Raw genomic sequence first — 18,601 nt, 5'->3', positions numbered from 1 at the left:
GGGTCCGCGCCCGTCCGGGCACGCGGACGGGCGCAGACCCCGTGCTCGGCGCAAGGGGTGGGGGCGGCGGCGCGTCAGGCGAGCACGTGCTCCAGGAAGTCGGTGAACGCGACCCAGGACCGGCGGTCGGCCTCGGGCCGGAACGACGGTGCGTCCGCGATCGTGTACGCGTGCGGCGCCCCGCCGTACAGCGTGACCTCCCACGGCACCCCGGCGGCGCGGAGCTCCTCGACGAACGCGTGCACGGCGTCGTCGGGCACGACCCGGTCGTCGCCGCCGCCCAGGACCAGCACCGGCCCGCGGATCTCGGGCGCGTCGGACGGGTCGTGCGTGAGCAGGCGCGCGTGGAACGCGACGGTCCCGCGCAGGTCGACGCCGGTGCGCGCCAGCTCGAGCGCGCCCGAGCCGCCGAAGCAGTACCCCGCAGCGACGACCCGCCCGGCGTCGACGGCGGGCTGCCCGACCAGCCACTCGTACGCCGCGTGGAGGCGTGAGCGGAGCAGGTCGAGATCCTCGTAGTACTGCTCCGCCACACCCGACGCCGCGTCAGGCGACGCGGGGCGCCCCTCGAGCCCGTAGACGTCGGCGGCGAACGCGACGTACCCGAGCCGGGCCAGCATGTGGGCGCGCGCCCGGACCGTCGGGCCGACGCCGAGCCAGTCGTGCACCAGCAGCACCGCAGGGCGCGGACGTGCTGTCGCCGGGTCGTCCCACAGTGCGTCGTCCCAGGCCGCGTAGCCCTCGCAGACCGTGCCGTCCTGCTCGTAGCGCACCGGCCCGCCGACGACGCGCGAGCCCTCCGGCTCGGGCACGCCCGCCACGATCTCGTGCCACGCGGGCGGGTAGGCGGTCGGGTCGAAGGGGGTGGCGGGCGCCGTCGTCGGGATGCGAGGCGCCTCGGAGCCGGACGGATCGGTCATGTCTCCGGACGTTACGCCCGAGCACGGGGTCTCTGCGCCGCGAGCACGGGGCCGCCGCCCGTCCGCGGCGCCGGACGGGCGAAGATCACGTGGTCGGCGGGGAGGAGAGAGGGTGGGGGCGGCGGCGGCACCGGTACCCTGGCCGGGTGGACGGGACCCGCGACAGCCAGGACGGCGCAGGCCTCCTGAGCGACGCCGTCCGGCCCTACGCCCGCGCGGCGCGGGTCGTCCTGATCGCGTCGACCGCGCTCGCGACCGGGCTCGGCGCCCACGTCCTCGGTGGCAGCGACGTCCCCGGCGGCCTGGGCCTCGTCGCGCTCGCGACCCTCTGCGTCGCCGTCGCGGGGCTGCTCGCGCTCGGACGCCTCCGGGCCGTGACGCTCGTGCCCACGCTCGGCGCGCTCCAGGTCGCCCTCCACCTCGGCCTCGACGTCCTCACCCCGGGCACGCACGCGCTCGACCCCGCGGGCGCCGCGGCGCTCGGCGCGCACGTCATGCCGGGGATGGCCCCGGTCGCGCCCGAGACCACGGCCCATGCCCTGGACGCGGCGGCCGCCGACGGCCACATGGCCATGACGACCTCCCCGGGGATGGTCGCCGCGCACGTCGTGGCGGTGCTCGTCACCGCCGTCCTGCTGGTCGTCGGGGACCGGGCCGCGCTCGGAGCGATCCGCTGGTGGTCGGTCGTCCGGCCTCGGGTCGAGGCCGTCGTCGCCGGTCCGGTCGCGGTGCCGCCGCGGGCGGCCGCCGTCGACGCCGTGTCCCAGCCCTGCCGTGCGCTCGTCGTCGCGCGCCGGGGCCTCGGCAGGCGCGGACCCCCGCGCGGCGCGCTCGCCCTCGCCGCCTGAGCCCGTCGTCGTCCGGACGACGGGTGGTCCCGTCCGTCCTGCCGACATCCAGGAGCTCTTTCGTCATGTCCTTCGCAACTAGGCGCGCCCGCGCCCCCCGCCTCGCCCGTCCCGTCGCCGTCGGCGCCGCCGCGCTCGCGCTGACCCTCGCCGTCCCGCTGACGGCGCAGGCGCACGTCCGGGTCGACCCCGGCCAGGCCACGGCCGGCAGCTACACCGTCCTCACGTTCCGCGTCCCCACCGAGTCGCCGACCGCGTCGACCACCAAGGTCGTCGTGGACCTGCCGACCGACCACCCGTTCAGCTCGCTGTCCTACCAGCCGGTGCCCGGCTGGACGGCGAAGGTCGTGACGACCAAGCTCGACAAGCCCGTCGAGACCAAGGCCGGCGCCACCATCACCGAGGCGCCCACCCAGGTGATCTGGACCGCCGAGAGTGGTCACGCCGTCGCGCCCGGTCAGTTCCAGGAGTTCAGCGTCTCCGCCGGTCCCGTGCCCGACGACGTCACGAGCCTCGAGCTCCCGGCGCACCAGACGTACTCCGACGGCAGCGTCGTCGACTGGGACGAGGCCACACCCGCCTCGGGCGAGGAGCCCGAGCACCCGGCACCCGTGCTGCAGGTCGTGCCCGCGTCCACGGCGGACCCGTCCGCCACGGCGGCCGCCTCGAGCGACGACTCCGACGACGGCGGGTCGGGTCTCGCCGTCGGGCTGGGCGTCGCCGGCCTGGTGCTCGGCGCGGTCGGGCTCGGTGCGGCCGTCGTGGCGCTGCGCCGCACGCGGCGGGTGGCGGCATGAGGCGCCGGTCGCTCACCGCGGCCCTCGGGGTGCTGACGCTCGTCGGCGGCCTCGCGGGCACGGTGCTGGTCGCCGGCCCGGCGGCCGCGCACGACTACGTCGTCTCGACGACGCCGAAGGCGGACTCGACCGTCGACGCCGCCGTCCCGACCGTCGACGTCACGTTCGACGACGTCGTCCTCGACCCCCAGCACGACGGCTCGACCACCGTGCTCCAGGTGACCGACGCCGCGGGCACGCACTTCGAGTCGAGCTGTCCCGCGGTGTCGGGGCGGACGATCTCCGTCCCGACGGCGCTCGGCGACGCCGGCGCGTACACGGTGACGTGGCGCATCGTGTCGGCCGACGGGCACCCGGTGTCCGGGACGTTCGGGTTCGACTACCGGCCGGCGGCCGCCGTCCCGAGCTCCGCGGGGCAGGCCGCGTCGCCGTGCGGCGGGTCGACCGCGAAGGCGGGCGCCGCCACGAGCACCGTGACGAGCGGCAGCAGCTCGGTGTCCGCGGGCGTGGTCGTGGGCGTCGTCGGGGTCGTGGTCCTGCTGGCGGCGGCGGTCGTCGTCCTGGTGACGCTCCGCGCCCGACGCTCGCTCGACGGCGCAGACGGGTCCGGCGCCGAGGACCCCGGCCCCGACGGCGGCGCCGACGGCGAGGAGCCGCGGGCCTGACGCGCCGGACCGTCAGCGCGGCAGCGCCAGCGCCATCTCGAGGTCGCGGGTGCTCGGGTCGAGGCGGTAGGGCGTCCAGCCGCCCGTGAGCACGAAGCCCGCGCGCTCGTAGAAGCGGCGGGCGCGGGGGTTGTGCTCGTGCACCTCGAGCAGCAGCCGGTCGGCCCCGACGTCGTCGCGCGCCCACGCGACGACGTCCGCGAGCAGGCGGCGCGGCAGGTCCGTGCCGCGGTGCGCGGGGGCGACGTAGACGGCCGCGAGGCACGGGACGCCGTCGGGCCGGCGGTAGCCGCTCATCGTGCCCACCCACGGGCGCGGCGCCTCGCCCGTCCAGCCGGGCACGGCCCCGAGGACCAGCGAGCCCGGCAGCGTGTGCTGCCGGGCTCGCTCGCGCCACTGGTCGTCGGTCCGGGTGCGAGCCGACTCGAGGGTCTCGAGGTAGGCGAGCGGCGTGTCGGCGAGCATCTCGAGGCGGATGTCCCGCATCGCCACCCAGTCGCCGGGTGTCGCCCGGACGATCTCCACCGGGCCGTGCCTCAGCCGAGCGCGCGCGCCTTGAGGCGGTCGAACTCGGCCTGCGTGATGGTCCCGGCGTCGAGCAGCGACTTCGCGGTGGAGATCTGGTCGGCCGGCGAGGTGGACGCCGTCTCCTTGATGTAGGCGTCGGCCTGGGCCTTGGCGTCGGCGGCCGCGGCGAACTGGCGCTCGGACATGCCTCGCCCGCGCGCGATCAGGTACACCAGCCCGGTCAGCACCGGAAGGATGATCAGGAAGATGATCCAGACGGCCTTCCACCAGCCCGACAGCTTCTCGTCACGGAACAGGTCCGTGAAGATCTGGATCAGGACGAAGATGTACGCGATGAACAGGAAGACCCCGATGATCCACCAGAAGTAGTCCCACACGGTCACGGTCGGTCACCTTTCGGTCGGGTCACGCCGGGGCGGCGTCTTTGCGGTCTTCGCGCCGGTTGCGCAGGAAGATGAGGGGGAGGACGAGGGTCGCCACGGCGGTCACGAGCCAGACCACGAGCGTCGCGAGGATCCACGGGACCACGCCGCCCGTGATGGACAGCCCGTCGCCGATGACGGACGCGAGCGCCAGCCCGACGAACGCCGACACGAGGCCGACGCCTCCGATGAACGCGTTGGCGTACCGGCGCGTCATCTTCATGATGAACGGCGTGAGGATCCACTGGGCCAGCGAGTAGACGATCACGGCGATCAGGAAGCCGGACACGGTGAGGTGGACGTCGTCGATGAGCAGCGACGCGACCCAGAGCCCGAGCGCGGCCGAACCGAGGAAGATCGCGGTGCGGATCAGGAAGACCACCATGGCGCTCAAGGTAGCGCCGGGCCGTGCGTTCGTCGCGGCGAAGCGCGTGCGAACTGCGAAGGTCACCCCGCACGGGTGAGTTCGCCCCGGTTCGCCAGGGCTGCCCGGGGTGCCAGGACGATAACCTGAGGTCCCGTCACCCGCCGCCGGAGGCCGCCCGTGGACCTTGCCATCCCTCTCGTTCTCGGCGCCCTCGCGGTGATCGTCGTGACGGCGTTCGCGCCTCGTCTCGGCATCGCCGCGCCCCTGATCCTCGTGGTCGTCGGCGTCGCCGTGAGCTTCCTGCCCTTCGTGTCCGCGGTCGAGCTCGAGCCGGAGCTCATCCTCGGCGGCGTGCTCCCGCCGCTCCTGTACTCGTCGGCCGTCAGCATGCCGACGATGGACTTCCGGCGGGACTTCAAGCTCATCGGCGGGCTCTCCGTGATCCTCGTGGTAGTCACGGCCGTCGTGATCGGGTGGGTGCTGTACCTCGTCGTGCCCGACATCAACCTGCCGATGGGCATCGCGCTCGGCGCGATCATCAGCCCGACGGACGCGGTGGCGACGTCGATCGTCAAGCGGCTCGGGGTGTCCCCGCGCGTCGTGACGATCCTCGAGGGGGAGTCGCTGCTCAACGACGCGTCCGCGCTCGTGGTGCTGCGGTCGGCCGTCGCGGCGATGGCCGGCGCGGTGTCGCTCGGCCACGTCGCCTGGGACTTCGTGTACGCGGTGGTGGTCGCGGTCGCGGTGGGGTTCGTCGTCGGGCGCGTGAGCCTCATGCTCCGGGCACGGATCAAGGACGCCGTCCTCAACACGGCGGCGTCGTTCGTGGTGCCGTTCGTCGCGTACCTGCCCGCCGAGCACCTCGGGGCGTCGGGCCTGGTGGCCGTCGTGGTGACGGGCCTCGTGATGGGGCAGGGGTCGCCCCGGTACCTGCGGCCCCAGGACCGGCGGGCCGAGGAGTCGAACTGGCGCACCGTCGAGCTGCTGCTCGAGGGGGCCGTGTTCCTCCTCATGGGGCTCGAGCTGTTCGGCCTCGTCACCGAGGTCCACGAGGAGCACCAGAGCGCGATGAAGGCCGTCGTGATCGCGGCGATCGCGTTCGTGGGCGTGCTCGTCGTGCGCACCGGCTTCCTCGTCCCGTTCCTGTTCCTGCTGCGCCGGGACAGGCGCGAGATGAAGCAGCAGCGGGCGGCGCTCGCGAAGGCGCAGGAGCGGCTCGACGCGCAGGGGGCGCCCGGTTCGGGGCCGGGGCCGGACGCGGCAGGGCCGGGCGAGCGGCGCGAGGTCCCGCTCACCAACCTCTCCGGCAAGACGCTGTCCGAACGCCAGCAGCGCCGGTTCAAGCGCCGGCTCGAGAAGGGCCGCGCCCGCATCGAGGGGCGCATGGAAGGCATGGATGAGGCCCAGCGCGCCGAGCAGCAGGAGCAGCGCAAGAGCCGCATCCAGAACTTTCTCGACCGACGCGTCGCGGACATCGACTACCTCACCGGCGAGCCGCTCGGCTCCAAGCAGGGCGTGGTCCTCGTCTGGGCGGGCATGCGCGGCGTCGTGACGCTGGCCGCGGCCCAGACGCTGCCCGAGACGGTCACGGGCAACGACTCCTACCATCGCGCCCTGCTGGTCCTCATCGCCTTCATCGTCGCGGCCGGCAGCCTGTTCCTGCAGGGAGGCACGCTCGGCTGGGTGGTGCGCCGGCTCGGCCTCTCGGGTGACGACGGGAGCTCCGCCCGGGTGGAGCGCCAGGAGCTCGTGGCGGAGCTCGCGGGCACCGCGGCCGAGGAGTGCGCGCGCGACGACCTCGTACGAGCGGACGGGTCGCCGTACGACCCGGGCGTCGTCGAGCTCGTGCGCAAGGAGTCGGTGCGGATCGTCGACGAGAACGGCTTCGACCTCGTCCCCGGCACGGAGAGCACCCGGTACGACGAGTACCGCGAGCTGCGCATCCGCGTGATCCAGGCCCAGCGCGACGAGCTCCTGCGGATCCGCGACGTCGGGACGTACTCCGCGGACGCGCTCGGGGACGTCCTGGAGGTCCTCGACGCCGACGAGATCGGGCTCGAGCTGCGCGGCTCGCACGACGAGGACGACACGTCGATGCGGCCGCTGGAATAGGGGCGCGGTGCTGCCTGGTTTCCGAGGCGTGACCACGCCTGCCCCCGCCACGACCCTGCCCGACGACTCCGCCCCGGTGCGGGACCCCGCGGTCCTCGACAACCCCGCGTGGCACGCGCTGCGCGGAACCCACCAGGGGTTCGCGATCTCGCACGGCGCCGCCCTCGCGTACCAGCCCGAGGTCTCGCCGTTCGTCGGCCTGCCCGACGACGCCGAGCCGAGCGCCTGGGACGACCTCGCGGCCATCGTCGGCCCGGGTGCGGAGGTCGCCCTGACCGGTCCGCTGACGACGCCGCCCGACGGGTGGGAGATCGAGTGGGCCGGGGACGGGGTGCAGATGGTCGCCGTCGCGGTCGACGCGCAGCCCGAGCCGGAGGCCGTCGTCCTCGGCGCGGCCGACGTGCCCGAGATCCTGGACCTCGTCGCGCGGACGCAGCCCGGACCGTTCCGGCCCCGCACCGTCGAGCTCGGCACCTACCTCGGGTTCCGGCGCGAGGGCCGGCTCGTCGCGATGGCGGGCGAGCGCGTGCAGCCGCCCGGCTGGACCGAGATCAGCGCCGTCTGCACGGACCCCGACCACCGCGGCCAGGGCCTCGCCGCGCGCCTGGTGCGCGCCGTCGTGCACGGCGTGCGCGAGCGGGGGGACGAGGCGATCCTCCACGCGTCCGCGACGAACACCGGCGCGATCCGCCTGTACGAGCGGCTCGGGTTCGAGGTGCGCCGGCCCGTGCGGTTCGTCGCGGTCCGCACGCCCGTGAGCTGACGCGTGGTCGGAGCGGCGACTCGAAAGGCCCGGCTCATCGCTGGGGGAGTCCGGGGACCCTGGCTGCCGAGCGAGCCGTGCGCAGGCCGAGCAGGCCCAGAACAGCGGCGATGACCGAGCTGCCTCCGACGAGCGCCAGCTGCGTGCCGGTGGTCAGGTGGGCGACCAGGCCGGCAAGGGCGGCACCGCTGGCGTAGGCGGTCGTCTTGAGTCCTGCGCTGATGGAGAAGACCTGGGCCTGCGCGCCCTCGGGTGCCCGGTCGTGGCGGGTGGTGAAGAGTGCCCCGGTGAAGGGGCCACGAAAGACGCCGCCGAGCACGAGCGACGCGCTGACAACGGCAAGGGAGCCGGGTGTGGCGGCGGCGGCGAGGACGGGCCCTCCGATGCCGACGAGGCTCCACATCGCGGTGCCCGGCGCGCGGGCGCCGGCGGTGGGACGCCAGGTCCACCAGAGCGAGCCGAAGAGTGCGCCCACGGCCGTCGCGGCGAGCAGCCATCCCGCGGCCGCCGGCGCGCCGGCGTCCACGCAGAGGACCGTGACGACCACCGGGAGCGCTCCGGGGCCGAGCTGGCCGAGGGAGCTGGCCGCGGTGACGGTCCACAGGACCCGGTCTCCCCTGATCGCGCGGACACCGCTGACTGCCGCCCGCGACGGTGTGCGGCCCGCACGCTCTGCGGAGGGACTTGCAGGGAGCGCGACCACGAACGCGGCGCCGGCCGCGCAGCACGCTGCCAGGACGAGTGTGGCGACGGCGGCGCCCCACAGCGAGCCGATGGCAGCAGCGACCGCGGGGCCTGCGACTGCCGAGACGTTGTACGTGAGGGAGTCCACCCCGTAGGTCCGAGGCAGCCGCCGACCCGGCACGAGATCCGCCAGCCGACTGGTCAGGCCGCCGGTGAGCGCGGGACCGCAGCATCCCCCGACGACGAGCACGGAGAGGACGACAGCCAGAGGTGCGCGTCCCACGAGCAGGGGGGTGAGGCCAAGGGCTGCACCGTACGCGGTCGCCGCTGCGGCGAGGACGCGCGACGGGTGGACGGCGCGGTCGACCGCCCGACCCATCGCGGGGGCCGCGACGACATGGGGGACGAGCAGGGCGGCGACCAGGATCCCGCCCAGCGCCGCACCACCAGTGCGCTCCAGGACGAGCAGTACGAGGGCGACTCGAGCCCCCTCGTCCGCGAGGCGCACGAGCGACGCGCCGATCACGTACGTCGCCAGCCTGGTCGTCCATCGGGGTGCCGCTGTCGACGTGTCACGCATCGTGGCCGCCTCCTCCATGCCGTCACCTGTTCGGGCGGTGATGGGTTCCACTGTTGCATCGAACCTTCGTCACCGCTCAAGATGGTGACTATGGCGTTCCAGCTCTTCCCGGACCGACCGGTGCTCAACTTTCTGCCGACGCTGGCCGAGCGCGGCACGAACGACGTCGAGGGACTCGGGGCGCCGGCGGACCTCGTGCGCTGGGCGCGCGAGTCCGGGCTCGTCGACGACGTCACCGTCGTGACACCCGACGAGCTCGAGCGCGCGAGGTCGGTTCGCGAGGCGGCCTTCCGGCTCGTCTCGGGTCTCATCGACGGCAGGGATCCGGCCGAGCGGGACCGACAGATCGTCAACGGTGCGGCGGCACGCCCCGGGCCCCGCCTCGAACTCGGACCGGCCGGCGAGGTGCGCCGCACCGGCGGCCTCGACGCGCTCCTGTCGTTGCTCGCAGCGGACTGTCTCGACCTGTTCGTCAGTCCCGACCGCCGCTTGCTGCGTTGGTGCTCGGGAGAGCGTTGCACGCGCCCTTTCGTTGATCGGTCCCGAGGCGGCCGGCGCCGATGGTGCGGGATGAAGGGTTGTGGCGACCGTGCCAAGGCAGCGGCATACCGGGCCCGCCGACGGGAGCGTCGGACGGAGGCCGTGACATGAGTCCGAAGGCAGTTGCGTCCCGTGGGCGTCCTCATCCCGCGATATGGGGAGCGCGCGCGGCCCCGGCGGCCTCCGGGACCTCTTAGCCTTGACGGATGCCCCATCTCGTCGCGCGCGACCTCGGTTTCTCGTACCCCGGCCGCCCCGTGTTCCGGGGCGTGTCGTTCCGCGTGTCCGACGGCGTCCGGCTGGGTGTGGTCGGGGAGAACGGGTCCGGGAAGTCGACCCTGCTGCACGTCTTGTCGGGCGAGGCCGCGGACGGGACCCCGATGGCGCCGTCGTCGGGGGAGGTGGTGCGGCACGGCACCCTCGCGCTCGTCGAGCAGGAGCTCCGGACGCCGCCCGGGACGACCGTCGGGGACGTGGTCCGCGCGACCCTCACCGACGTCCGCGCCGCCGCGGACGCCCTCGACGCCGCGGCGCGCGCGTTCGACCACGACGCGTCCGCTGGGGCCGACGACGCCCCGGCCGGTCTCGACGAGCTCACGGAGCTCCTTGCCCGCGCCGAGCACCTCGAGGCGTGGGACGCGGACCGCCGCGTCGACGAGGCGCTCTCCCGGCTCGGTGCCCCGCGCGACCGCACGCGCCGGCTCGACGAGCTGAGCGTCGGCGAGCGCTACCGGGTGCGGCTCGCGTGCCGGCTCGCGGAGCGCACCGACCTCCTGCTCCTCGACGAGCCCACCAACCACCTCGACGACGCCGCGATCGGCTTCCTCACGCAGCAGCTCGCCGCGTGGCGGGGCGGGGTGGTCGTGGTGACGCACGACCGCCAGCTCCTCGACGACGTCGCGACCGCGATCCTCGACCTCGACCCGTCGATGCACGGCACCCCGACGCTGTACGGGCAGCCCGGCTACCTGTCGTACCGGTTCGCGAAGAACCAGGCGCTCGTCCGGTGGCGCCAGCGGTACCGCGCGGAGCGGAAGCGGGCCGAGCAGCTCGCGGAGCGCCTCGACGCGTCCTACGAGGGGCTGTCGGACGAGTGGCGCCCGCCCAAGGGCTCCGACAAGCACCGGCGCGGCACGCGGGCCCGGATCCACGTCAAGGCCGCCGACCGGCTGATCCAGAAGCTCGAGGCGGAGGCCGTCGAGGTCCCCGTCCCGCCGCTCGAGCTGCGGTTTCCCGACCTCCTCGCGATGTCGCCGGGGTGGGACCCGGGCGAGCCCGTCGTCGAGGTCCGCAACCCCCGCGTCGGGAAGCGCCTCGACCTGCCCGGGACCCGGGTGGCGGTCCCGCCGTCGGGGCGGCTGCTCGTCGTCGGGCCGAACGGGTCCGGCAAGTCGACGCTGCTCGGGGCGCTCGCGGGCAACCTCCCGCTGGACCGGGGGACGCGGCGGGCCACGGACGGCGCGCGGATCGGGATCGTCGGGCAGGAGGAGTCGGTCCCCGTCGACCTGCGGATGGGCGACGGGCGGCTCGCGACCGGCTTCGACGCGTACGCGCGCGAGGCGCTCGACCTCCTCGCCGCCGGCGCCCTCGACCCCGAGCTCCTCGTCCCCGTCGCGTACCTCGGGCTGCTCACCGAGGACGACCTCGACCGCCCGCTCGCCGAGCTGTCCGCGGGGCAGCGGCGGCGGTTCGAGCTCGCGCGCGCCCTGCTCGCCGTCCCGCACCTGCTGATCCTCGACGAGCCGACCAACCACCTGTCCATCGACCTCGTCGACGAGCTGACCCGCGCGCTCCAGGCGACCTCGGCCGCCGTCGTCGTCGCCACGCACGACCGCCGCATGCGCGACGAGCTCGCCGACTGGCCGACGCTCGTCCTGCCCTGAACAGACGCGCGCATCATCCCGTCCGACGACGGCGCTCGCGTCAGGCGTGCGCAGGAACCGGGGCGAGGGCGGGCGCTCCGGCGTGCTCGTCGTAGGCGTCGCGGGCGTCGAGGATCTCGGCGATGTGCCCCTCGCTCCACGCCTTGAGCGCGTGCAGCACCGGCGTCAGGTTGACGCCGAGCGCGGTGAGCTCGTAGTCGACGCGGACGGGCACGGTCGGGGTGACGGTGCGCGTGACGAGGCCGTCGCGCTCGAGCGTGCGGAGGGTCTGGGTGAGCATCTTCTGGCTCGCCCCGGCGACCGTGCGCCCGATCTCGGAGTGTCGCAGCGGTCCGCCCTCGAGCGCGTTCACGACGAGGCACGCCCACTTGTTCCCGATGGTCTCGAGGACCTGGCGGCTGGGGCACGCGGCGAAGAACGCGTTGTAGTCGAGGCGCGCGAGCTCGCGCTCCTGGGCGGCGGTGAGGGTGGGCACGGGGGGCTCCTCGGGGTCGTCGATCGGCTGGCTGGATACGAACGTGCAGGTCACCGGAGGGTCCGGCAGGTGGGGTAGGCACTCGCAGGTACCTACTTCCCACCGGTTACCTCGGGTCCCTACGGTAGCGACGACCGCCCCGGCGGGGAACCCCCACCGGGCACCGACCCCCATCGAAGGAGCCACCCATGCAGGTCGTGCAGCTCTCCCAGTACGGCGACGAAGACGTCCTCGAGGTCGTCGAGCGTCCCGTCCCGCAGCCCGTCGCCGGACGCGTGCGCGTCCAGGTCACCGCGCGTGCGGTCAACCCTGTCGACCTCGGAACCAGGGCAGGCGCGCTCGCCGGCCTTGTCCCCGACCTCACGTTCCCCGCCGTGCTCGGCTGGGACTTCGCCGGGACCCTCCTCGACGACGCCCCCGTGGCGGCGGGCGTCACCGCGCCCGACGCCGCGGCCGGCACGCTCGCGGCCGGGACCCGCGTGGCGGGCTTCGTCCCCTGGTTCGGCGAGGCCGCCGGGAACGGGAGCTACGCGGACGTCGTCGTCGTCGACCCGGCGTGGGTCGCACCCGTCCCGGACGGCGTGACCGACGCCGAGGCCACCGTCGTCGGCGTGAACGGGCTCACGGGCGCCCACGCGGTCGACCTGCTGGCGAGGCTCGTGGGCAACCTGGACGGCGCGACCGTCCTCGTCACGGGCGCGAGCGGCGCCGTCGGTGCGGCGGCCGTCCGGGAGGCGGTCGGGCGTGGCGCGCGGGTGCTCGCCGTCGGCTCGACCGGCGACGACGCGTACGTGGCGGGGCTGGGCGCCGAGGTCGTGCCGCGGACCGACGCGGCGGGCATCGCGAAGGCGGCGCGCGCGGTCGTCCCGGACGGCGTGGACGCGGCGTTCAACGCTGGCCTCGCGTCGCACGAGCTTCTCGACGCCGTGCGCGACGGCGGGGGTTTCGTGAGCGCGACGGGCGCCTACGTCCCTGAGCCCGCGCGCGGCGTCGCCGTCGACGGCGTCTACGTCCAGCCCGACGCGGTGCGGCTCGCGGCGCTGCTGCGCGGCGCGGCCGCGGGCATCGTGCCCGCCCGCGTCGCCGAGGAGCTGCCGCTCGCCGACGCCGCGGACGCCCACCGCCGCCTCGCGAAGGGCGGCCTCCGCGGCAAGCTCGTCCTCGTGAGCTGACGCCACAGCGCCCGTGAGATACCGAGACCCGCTCGAGATACCGCGCCTGCATCGGTATCTCGAGCGGGTCTCGGTATCTCGCGGCCCCTGCAAAGCCGTGGACCGCGCGCCGCGCACCCGTCAGGCTGGGGGCGATGAGCACAGCCGAGCACGACTCGCCCCGTACCGCTGTCCCCGCCGGTCTCGAGATCGTCGAGGTCACGATCCCCACCTCGCTCGACGCCCCCGACGCCTGGCCCGTCCACGCGACCGTCGCGGTGTCCCAGGCCGTCGAGCTCGGCGTCCACGGCAACACCGACAACGCGCTCGACGCCGAGGGCGTCGTCGCCGGGCTCGCCGAGTCCACGCACCGCCGCATCCGGCGCTGGGTCGCGACCCTCGACGGCGAGCCCGTGGGGCGTGGGTTCGTCCTGCTGCCCGTGACCAGCAACACGCATCGGGCGAGCGTCCAGGTCTCGGTCGTCCCGTCCGCCCGACGACGCGGCGTGGGCGAGGCGCTGTGGCGCACCGTCGAGGGCGTCGCGCGGGCCGAGGGCCGCACGGTCCTGTCGGGGGACTCGCCCCACACCCCCGAGCCGCCGCCCGGCCCTGGTGCGCTCGAGCCCACGACCGGCGTCGGACGTGCTCCCGCCGACGACGCCGGCGTCCGGTTCGCGCTCGGCCGCGGGTTCACGCTCGAGCAGGTCGCCCGGCACTCCGTGCTCGACCTGCCCGTGGCGCCCGACGAGCTCGCGGCCCTCGTCGCCGAGGCGACGGCGGCCGCCGGCCCCGACTACCGGGTCCACGTCTGGGTCGACGCGATCCCGGAGGAACACCTCGACGGCGTCGCCGTCCTCGAGACGAGGATGAGCACCGACGCGCCCGTCGGCGGCCTCGACCGGCGCGAGGACCCGTGGGACGCCGACCGTGTGCGCGCGACGTTCGCCCAGATCCACGACCGCGAAGCCGGGTACGTGATGTGCGCCGTCGAGCACGTCCCCACCGGGACCCTCGCGGGCTTCACCGTGGTGACGTTCCCCGAGAAGCGGCCGGCCGTCGTCTTCCAGGAGGACACGCTCGTCCTGCGGGAGCACCGCGGGCACCGGCTCGGCATGCTCGCGAAGGCCACCCTGCTCACCGAGCTCGCCCGCACCCGGCCCGCGGCCGAGCGGGTCCACACCTGGAACGCCCAGGAGAACGACGCGATGCTCGCGATCAACGTCGCCCTCGGGTTCCGGCCCGCCGGGATCGACGCGGAGTGGCAGCGCGTCGGGTGAACGTCGGTGGCCCGGCCTACGGTCGTCCCATGGCTGACGTCGTCCTCTTTCACCACGTCCTCGGGCTCACCGACGGCGTCCAGCACTTCGCCGACCGGCTGCGCGCCGGCGGGCACACGGTGCACACGCCCGACCTCTACGGGGGCCGCACCTTCACGACCATCCCCGAGGGCGCCGCCTTCGCGGGCGGTGACGACGCACCCGACCTCGAGGCGCTCGCCGACGAAGCGGTCGCCGCGCTGCCGCCCGGCCTCGTCTACGTGGGCATCTCGTCCGGGGTCATGCAGGCGCAGCGGCTCGCGCAGACGCGGTCCGGCGCCGCGGGTGCGGTCTTCCTCGAGTCGTGCCTGCCGATCACCGGGGAGTGGGCGATCGGGCCGTGGCCCGACGGCGTCCCCGTCCAGGTCCACGGGATGGCCGACGACGAGTTCTTCGCGAAGGAGGGCGACATCGACGCCGCGCGCGAGCTCGTGGCCGCCGCCTCCGACGGCGAGCTGTTCGTCTACCCGGGCGACGCGCACCTCTTCGAGGACGACACGCTGCCGTCCTACGACGCTGCCGCGACCGCGCTCCTGACCGAGCGCGTGCTCGCGTTCCTCGACCGGCTCTCGTGACGCCGCGCGGGCCGGCTTCCGACGGCGCACGCTGGACCCCGTGACCCCCGCCCAGCGGCGCGTGCTCGCCGTCGCGATCCTCGCCACCTTCGTCGCGTTCCTCGACGGCTCCGTCGTCAACGTCGCGCTGCCCGCCATCTCGGACGAGCTCGCCGGGCCGCTCGACTCCGGGCTCGACGCGCTCGCGCTCCAGCAGTGGGTGGTGGACGCGTACCTCGTGACGCTCGGGGCGCTCATCCTGCTCGCCGGGTCGCTGTCGGACGTGCACGGGCGCAAGCGGATCCTCGTCGTCGGGATCGCCGGCTTCGGTGTGACGTCGGTGGCGTGCGCCCTCGCGCCGACCGGGTTGTTCCTCGTGGCGGCCCGGGCGCTGCAGGGCGTGGCCGGCGCCCTGCTCGTGCCGAGCTCGCTCGCGCTCATCATCGCGACGTTCGCCGGTCCGGCGCAGTCCCGCGCGATCGGGGCGTGGACCGCGTGGACGAGCGCTGCCGGCCTCCTGGGGCCGCTCGTCGGCGGGGTGTTCGTGGACGCCTTCTCCTGGCGCTGGGTCTTCGCGATCAACGTCGTGCCGATCGCTGTGACGCTCTGGCTGCTGCGCGGCGTCCCGCGCGGGGCGCGGGTCGAGGGGCGGCACATCGACGGCCTCGGGGCCACGCTGGCGACGGTCGGTCTCGCCGGGTCGGTGTTCGGACTCATCGAGCTCGGCGCGCGCGGGTGGGGGAGCGCGCTCGTGTGGGCGCCGGTCGTGGTCGGCGTCGCCTCGCTGGTCGCGTTCGTCGTCTGGGAGCTCCACGACCCCGACCCGATGCTGCCCATGTCCCTCTTCGCGGTCCGGAACTTCGCCGTCGGGAACGTCGCGACGCTCGTCGTCTACGGGGCGCTCGGGCTCGTGTCGTTCGCGATCTCGATCTTCCTGCAGCAGGTCGCGGGGTACTCCGCGTTCCAGGCCGGGCTCGCGCAGCTCCCGTCGACCGTCGTCATGATCGGGCTGTCCACACGGTTCGGCCTCCTCGCCGGGCGGCACGGACCGCGCTGGTTCATGGCGGCCGGCCCGGTCGTGGCCGCCGTCGGGATGCTGACGCTGCTGAGCACCGACGCCCACGCGAGCTACGTCTCCCAGGTGCTGCCCGGCGTCGTGCTGCTGGGGCTCGGGCTCTCGGTCACGGTCGCCCCGCTGACCGCCGCGATCCTCGGGGCGGTGCCGACCGAGGACGCGGGCATCGGGTCGGCCGTCAACAACGCCGTCGCACGTGTGGCGGGGCTCATCACGGTCGCGTGCGCCGGGGTCGTCGTCGGGGCCACGTTCGACGTCGGCGGGTTCCACCGCGCGATGGTGCTGTGCGCGGTGCTGCTCGCGATCGGCGGCGCGATGTCCGCCGTCGGGATCACCAACCGGCCCGAGGTGCCGGCGCGGTCCGTGACCGTGTAGTCGCACTCTCGCCTCTTGGTGCAACTCGTTGGTTGCACCCCTCGCAAGTCCGGCCTATCGTGGTGTGCAACCTGCAAGTTGCAGATTTCGCGCGGGCCCGACACCCCGGCCGCGCGCCGCGAGAGGAGACCGAGATGGTGGACATCCTGCAGAGGGTCGGGGTCGTCGCACCCCGCGAGACGGTGCGCGCCGCGCTCACGACGATCGACGGGCTCGCCGGCTGGTGGACCGAGGACACGGTCGGTGACGCCGCTCCCGGCGGCGAGATTCGCTTCACGTTCGAGCCCGGCAGCATCGCGGTGCGCGTCCTCGAGACCGCACCCGACGTCGTGCGGTGGGAGGTCGTCGACGGGCCCGCGGAGTGGGTCGGCACGCACATCGTCTTCGAGCTCGCGCAGGAGGGTGAGTACACGATCGTCCGGTTCCGGCACGAGGGCTGGGCCGAGCCCGTCGAGTTCATGGCGCACTGCACCACCAAGTGGGCGACCTTCCTCATGAGCCTCAAGCGGCTCGCCGAGACCGGCGTGGGCGAGCCCGCTCCGGCCGACGTGCGCGTGAGCGACTGGCACTGAGCGGTCCCACCTGCGGCGGCGCCTCCGGGCTGCGCTCCGGAGGCGCGCTAGGGTGGGCCGCACAACTGCACAGCACGGGAGTCCGCAGCAGCGGGCTGAGAGGGCGACTGACGCGTCGCCGACCGCACGAACCTGTCCGGGTCATGCCGACGTAGGGAGACACCCATGAGCGAGAGCTCTGCGCGCCCGCGCGCGCTTGCCAGCAGCACCGCCACGATCACCACGGGCCCCATCGTGGGCTCCACGAAGGTGTACGTGCCCGTCCCGCCACCCGCCGCCGACGACGCAGCCGCCATCCCGCTCGCGGTCCCGGTGCGCCGCATCCACCTCACCAACGGTGAGCACCTCGACGTCTACGACACCTCCGGCCCGTACACCGAGGGCACCGAGGACGCGCCCGCGCCGGTCGACGTCCGCGCCGGCCTCTCGCGGCTGCGCTCGTCGTGGCGCGTGCCCGACGCCGCCCCGACCGACCGCGGGACCGCCCGTACCCAGCTCGCGTGGGCGAGGGCCGGCGTCGTGACGGACGAGATGCGGTTCGTCGCGGCACGCGAGGGCGTCGACGTCGAGCTCGTGCGGTCCGAGGTGGCGCGCGGGCGCGCCGTGATCCCCGCGAACCGGAACCACCCCGAGCAGGAGCCGATGATCATCGGCAAGAAGTTCGCCGTGAAGATCAACGCCAACATCGGGAACTCGGCCGTGACCTCGTCGATCGAGGAGGAGGTCGAGAAGATGGTCTGGGCCGCGCGCTGGGGCGCCGACACCCTCATGGACCTCTCGACCGGCAAGCAGATCCACGAGACGCGCGAGTGGATCCTGCGGAACTCGCCGATCCCCGTGGGGACCGTCCCGATCTACCAGGCGCTCGAGAAGGTCAAGGGCGACCCCGCGGCCCTCACCTGGGAGGTGTACCGGGACACCGTTGTCGAGCAGGCCGAGCAGGGCGTCGACTACATGACCGTGCACGCGGGCGTTCTGCTGCGGTACGTGCCGCTGACGGCGCGCCGAGTCACGGGCATCGTGTCGCGCGGCGGCTCGATCATGGCGGCGTGGTGCCTGGCGCACCACCGCGAGTCGTTCCTGTACGAGCACTTCGAGGAGCTGTGCGAGATCCTCGCGGCGTACGACGTGACGTTCTCGCTCGGCGACGGGCTCCGGCCCGGGTCGATCGCGGACGCCAACGACGCCGCCCAGCTCGCCGAGCTGCGGACCCTCGGCGAGCTCACGCAGGTCGCGAAGTCGCACGGCGTGCAGGTCATGATCGAGGGCCCGGGCCACGTGCCGATGCACAAGATCGCCGAGAACGTGCGCCTCGAGGAGGAGTGGTGCGACGAGGCGCCGTTCTACACGCTCGGCCCGCTCGCGACCGACATCGCCCCCGCCTACGACCACATCACCTCGGCGATCGGCGCCGCGATGATCGCGCAGGCCGGGACGGCGATGCTCTGCTACGTCACGCCCAAGGAGCACCTCGGCCTGCCCGACCGCGACGACGTGAAGGTCGGCGTCATCACCTACAAGATCGCCGCGCACAGCGCCGACCTCGCCAAGGGCCACCCGCGGGCGCAGGAGCGGGACGACGCGCTGTCGAAGGCGCGCTTCGAGTTCCGCTGGACCGACCAGTTCAACCTCGCGCTCGACCCCGATACCGCCCGCGCGTTCCACGACGAGACCCTGCCGGCCGAGCCGGCCAAGACTGCGCACTTCTGCTCCATGTGCGGGCCGAAGTTCTGCTCCATGCGGATCTCCGCCGACGTGCGCGCCTACGCCGAGGAGCACGGGCTCACGAGCGTCGAGGCGATCGAGGCCGGGATGGCCGAGAAGTCCGAGGAGTTCGCCGACGCCGGGGGACGGGTGTACCTCCCGGTCGCCTCCTCCTGATCGACCCCACCCCCGCTGAGTGCGTACTTTTTGTGCGACACGCCCGGTGTGTCGCACAAAAAGTACGCACTCAGCGGGGGCGCGCGCCGGTAC

19 protein-coding genes and 1 riboswitch are annotated in these 18,601 nt (G+C 74.2%); of the genes, 13 read left to right on the top strand and 6 right to left on the bottom strand.

Features of this window, described 5'->3' with window-relative positions; all coding sequences use genetic code 11:
• Positions 1–74: 74 nt before the first annotated feature.
• Complete coding sequence (locus ACFT5B_RS18905; protein WP_386800731.1) at positions 75–920, bottom strand: dienelactone hydrolase family protein; 846 nt, start codon at positions 918–920, stop codon at positions 75–77.
• 146 nt (positions 921–1,066) lie between these two features.
• Here ACFT5B_RS18905 and ACFT5B_RS18900 point away from each other — a divergent pair, with 146 nt between their 5' ends.
• The 3 genes from ACFT5B_RS18900 to ACFT5B_RS18890 all read left to right on the top strand — a co-directional run bounded on the left by ACFT5B_RS18900 (position 1,067) and on the right by ACFT5B_RS18890 (position 3,230).
• Entirely contained in the window at positions 1,067–1,768 is a 702-nt protein-coding gene (locus ACFT5B_RS18900) for a hypothetical protein (RefSeq protein ID WP_386800730.1), read from the top strand.
• Between the two features lie 65 nt (positions 1,769–1,833).
• The gene (locus ACFT5B_RS18895; RefSeq protein WP_386800729.1) at positions 1,834–2,565 is read left to right on the top strand and encodes a YcnI family protein; all 732 of its coding nucleotides are present in this window, start codon (positions 1,834–1,836) and stop codon (positions 2,563–2,565) included.
• Positions 2,562–3,230, top strand: coding sequence for a copper resistance protein CopC (locus tag ACFT5B_RS18890; protein ID WP_386800728.1), 669 nt, complete (start codon positions 2,562–2,564; stop codon positions 3,228–3,230). The genes ACFT5B_RS18895 and ACFT5B_RS18890 overlap by 4 nt, the downstream gene beginning before the upstream one ends.
• A 12-nt stretch (positions 3,231–3,242) precedes the next feature.
• On the opposite strand, the gene ACFT5B_RS18885 is transcribed toward ACFT5B_RS18890, so the two are convergent.
• From ACFT5B_RS18885 to ACFT5B_RS18875, 3 genes are read right to left on the bottom strand one after another with little or no spacing between them, the layout of a single operon-like run.
• Positions 3,243–3,755: a GNAT family N-acetyltransferase gene (locus ACFT5B_RS18885; RefSeq protein WP_386800727.1), complete on the bottom strand. Its 513-nt coding sequence runs from the start codon at positions 3,753–3,755 to the stop codon at positions 3,243–3,245.
• A gap of 11 nt (positions 3,756–3,766) precedes the next feature.
• On the bottom strand, positions 3,767–4,141 hold the full coding sequence (locus ACFT5B_RS18880) for an SHOCT domain-containing protein (RefSeq protein ID WP_386800726.1): 375 nt from the start codon (positions 4,139–4,141) through the stop codon (positions 3,767–3,769).
• Positions 4,142–4,163: 22 nt separating this feature from the next.
• Positions 4,164–4,565, bottom strand: coding sequence for a hypothetical protein (locus ACFT5B_RS18875; RefSeq protein WP_386800725.1), 402 nt, complete (start codon positions 4,563–4,565; stop codon positions 4,164–4,166).
• 159 nt (positions 4,566–4,724) lie between these two features.
• Here ACFT5B_RS18875 and ACFT5B_RS18870 point away from each other — a divergent pair, with 159 nt between their 5' ends.
• Together ACFT5B_RS18870 and ACFT5B_RS18865 are read left to right on the top strand one after the other, a co-directional pair.
• Positions 4,725–6,659, top strand: a complete 1,935-nt coding sequence (locus ACFT5B_RS18870; protein ID WP_386800724.1) for a cation:proton antiporter — start codon at positions 4,725–4,727, stop codon at positions 6,657–6,659.
• Between the two features lie 28 nt (positions 6,660–6,687).
• Complete coding sequence (locus tag ACFT5B_RS18865) at positions 6,688–7,422, top strand: GNAT family N-acetyltransferase (protein WP_386800723.1); 735 nt, start codon at positions 6,688–6,690, stop codon at positions 7,420–7,422.
• Positions 7,423–7,456: 34 nt separating this feature from the next.
• Here the strand turns inward: ACFT5B_RS18865 and ACFT5B_RS18860 are convergent, their stop codons facing one another.
• Positions 7,457–8,737 (bottom strand): MFS transporter, encoded by a 1,281-nt coding sequence (locus tag ACFT5B_RS18860; RefSeq protein ID WP_386800722.1) that lies wholly within the window; start codon positions 8,735–8,737, stop codon positions 7,457–7,459.
• Positions 8,738–8,776: 39 nt separating this feature from the next.
• On the opposite strand from ACFT5B_RS18860, the gene ACFT5B_RS18855 reads away from it, so the two are divergent.
• Both ACFT5B_RS18855 and ACFT5B_RS18850 read left to right on the top strand, forming a co-directional pair.
• Entirely contained in the window at positions 8,777–9,337 is a 561-nt protein-coding gene (locus tag ACFT5B_RS18855) for a CGNR zinc finger domain-containing protein (RefSeq protein WP_386800721.1), read from the top strand.
• Between the two features lie 95 nt (positions 9,338–9,432).
• Positions 9,433–11,109, top strand: coding sequence for an ABC-F family ATP-binding cassette domain-containing protein (locus tag ACFT5B_RS18850; protein WP_386800720.1), 1,677 nt, complete (start codon positions 9,433–9,435; stop codon positions 11,107–11,109).
• Between the two features lie 40 nt (positions 11,110–11,149).
• Here the strand turns inward: ACFT5B_RS18850 and ACFT5B_RS18845 are convergent, their stop codons facing one another.
• Entirely contained in the window at positions 11,150–11,584 is a 435-nt protein-coding gene (locus tag ACFT5B_RS18845; protein ID WP_386800719.1) for a winged helix-turn-helix transcriptional regulator, read from the bottom strand.
• A gap of 188 nt (positions 11,585–11,772) precedes the next feature.
• Between ACFT5B_RS18845 and ACFT5B_RS18840 the strand changes: the two genes are divergently transcribed.
• The 6 genes from ACFT5B_RS18840 (at position 11,773) to thiC (ending at position 18,508) form a co-directional block, all read left to right on the top strand.
• Positions 11,773–12,756 carry a zinc-binding dehydrogenase gene (locus ACFT5B_RS18840; protein WP_386800718.1) on the top strand — a complete coding sequence of 328 codons (984 nt, stop codon included), beginning with the start codon at positions 11,773–11,775 and terminating at the stop codon, positions 12,754–12,756.
• 134 nt (positions 12,757–12,890) lie between these two features.
• A complete protein-coding gene (locus ACFT5B_RS18835; protein ID WP_386800717.1) occupies positions 12,891–14,012 on the top strand; it encodes a GNAT family N-acetyltransferase in 1,122 nt (373 codons plus the stop codon).
• A gap of 29 nt (positions 14,013–14,041) precedes the next feature.
• Positions 14,042–14,626, top strand: coding sequence for a dienelactone hydrolase family protein (locus ACFT5B_RS18830; RefSeq protein WP_386800716.1), 585 nt, complete (start codon positions 14,042–14,044; stop codon positions 14,624–14,626).
• A 40-nt stretch (positions 14,627–14,666) separates the two neighbouring features.
• Positions 14,667–16,055, top strand: a complete 1,389-nt coding sequence (locus ACFT5B_RS18825; RefSeq protein ID WP_386800715.1) for an MFS transporter — start codon at positions 14,667–14,669, stop codon at positions 16,053–16,055.
• A 134-nt stretch (positions 16,056–16,189) separates the two neighbouring features.
• Positions 16,190–16,627 (top strand): SRPBCC domain-containing protein, encoded by a 438-nt coding sequence (locus ACFT5B_RS18820; RefSeq protein ID WP_386800714.1) that lies wholly within the window; start codon positions 16,190–16,192, stop codon positions 16,625–16,627.
• A gap of 73 nt (positions 16,628–16,700) precedes the next feature.
• Positions 16,701–16,786: riboswitch (TPP riboswitch) on the top strand.
• A 6-nt stretch (positions 16,787–16,792) separates the two neighbouring features.
• The gene (thiC, locus tag ACFT5B_RS18815; RefSeq protein ID WP_386800713.1) at positions 16,793–18,508 is read left to right on the top strand and encodes a phosphomethylpyrimidine synthase ThiC; all 1,716 of its coding nucleotides are present in this window, start codon (positions 16,793–16,795) and stop codon (positions 18,506–18,508) included.
• Positions 18,509–18,601: the final 93 nt, after the last annotated feature.

This window comes from Luteimicrobium sp. NPDC057192 (assembly GCF_042670205.1).
Taxonomy (GTDB): domain Bacteria; phylum Actinomycetota; class Actinomycetes; order Actinomycetales; family Cellulomonadaceae; genus Luteimicrobium.
The sequence above is the reverse complement of the archived record's forward strand: the minus strand, read 5'-3'. Positions and strand labels throughout refer to the sequence as shown.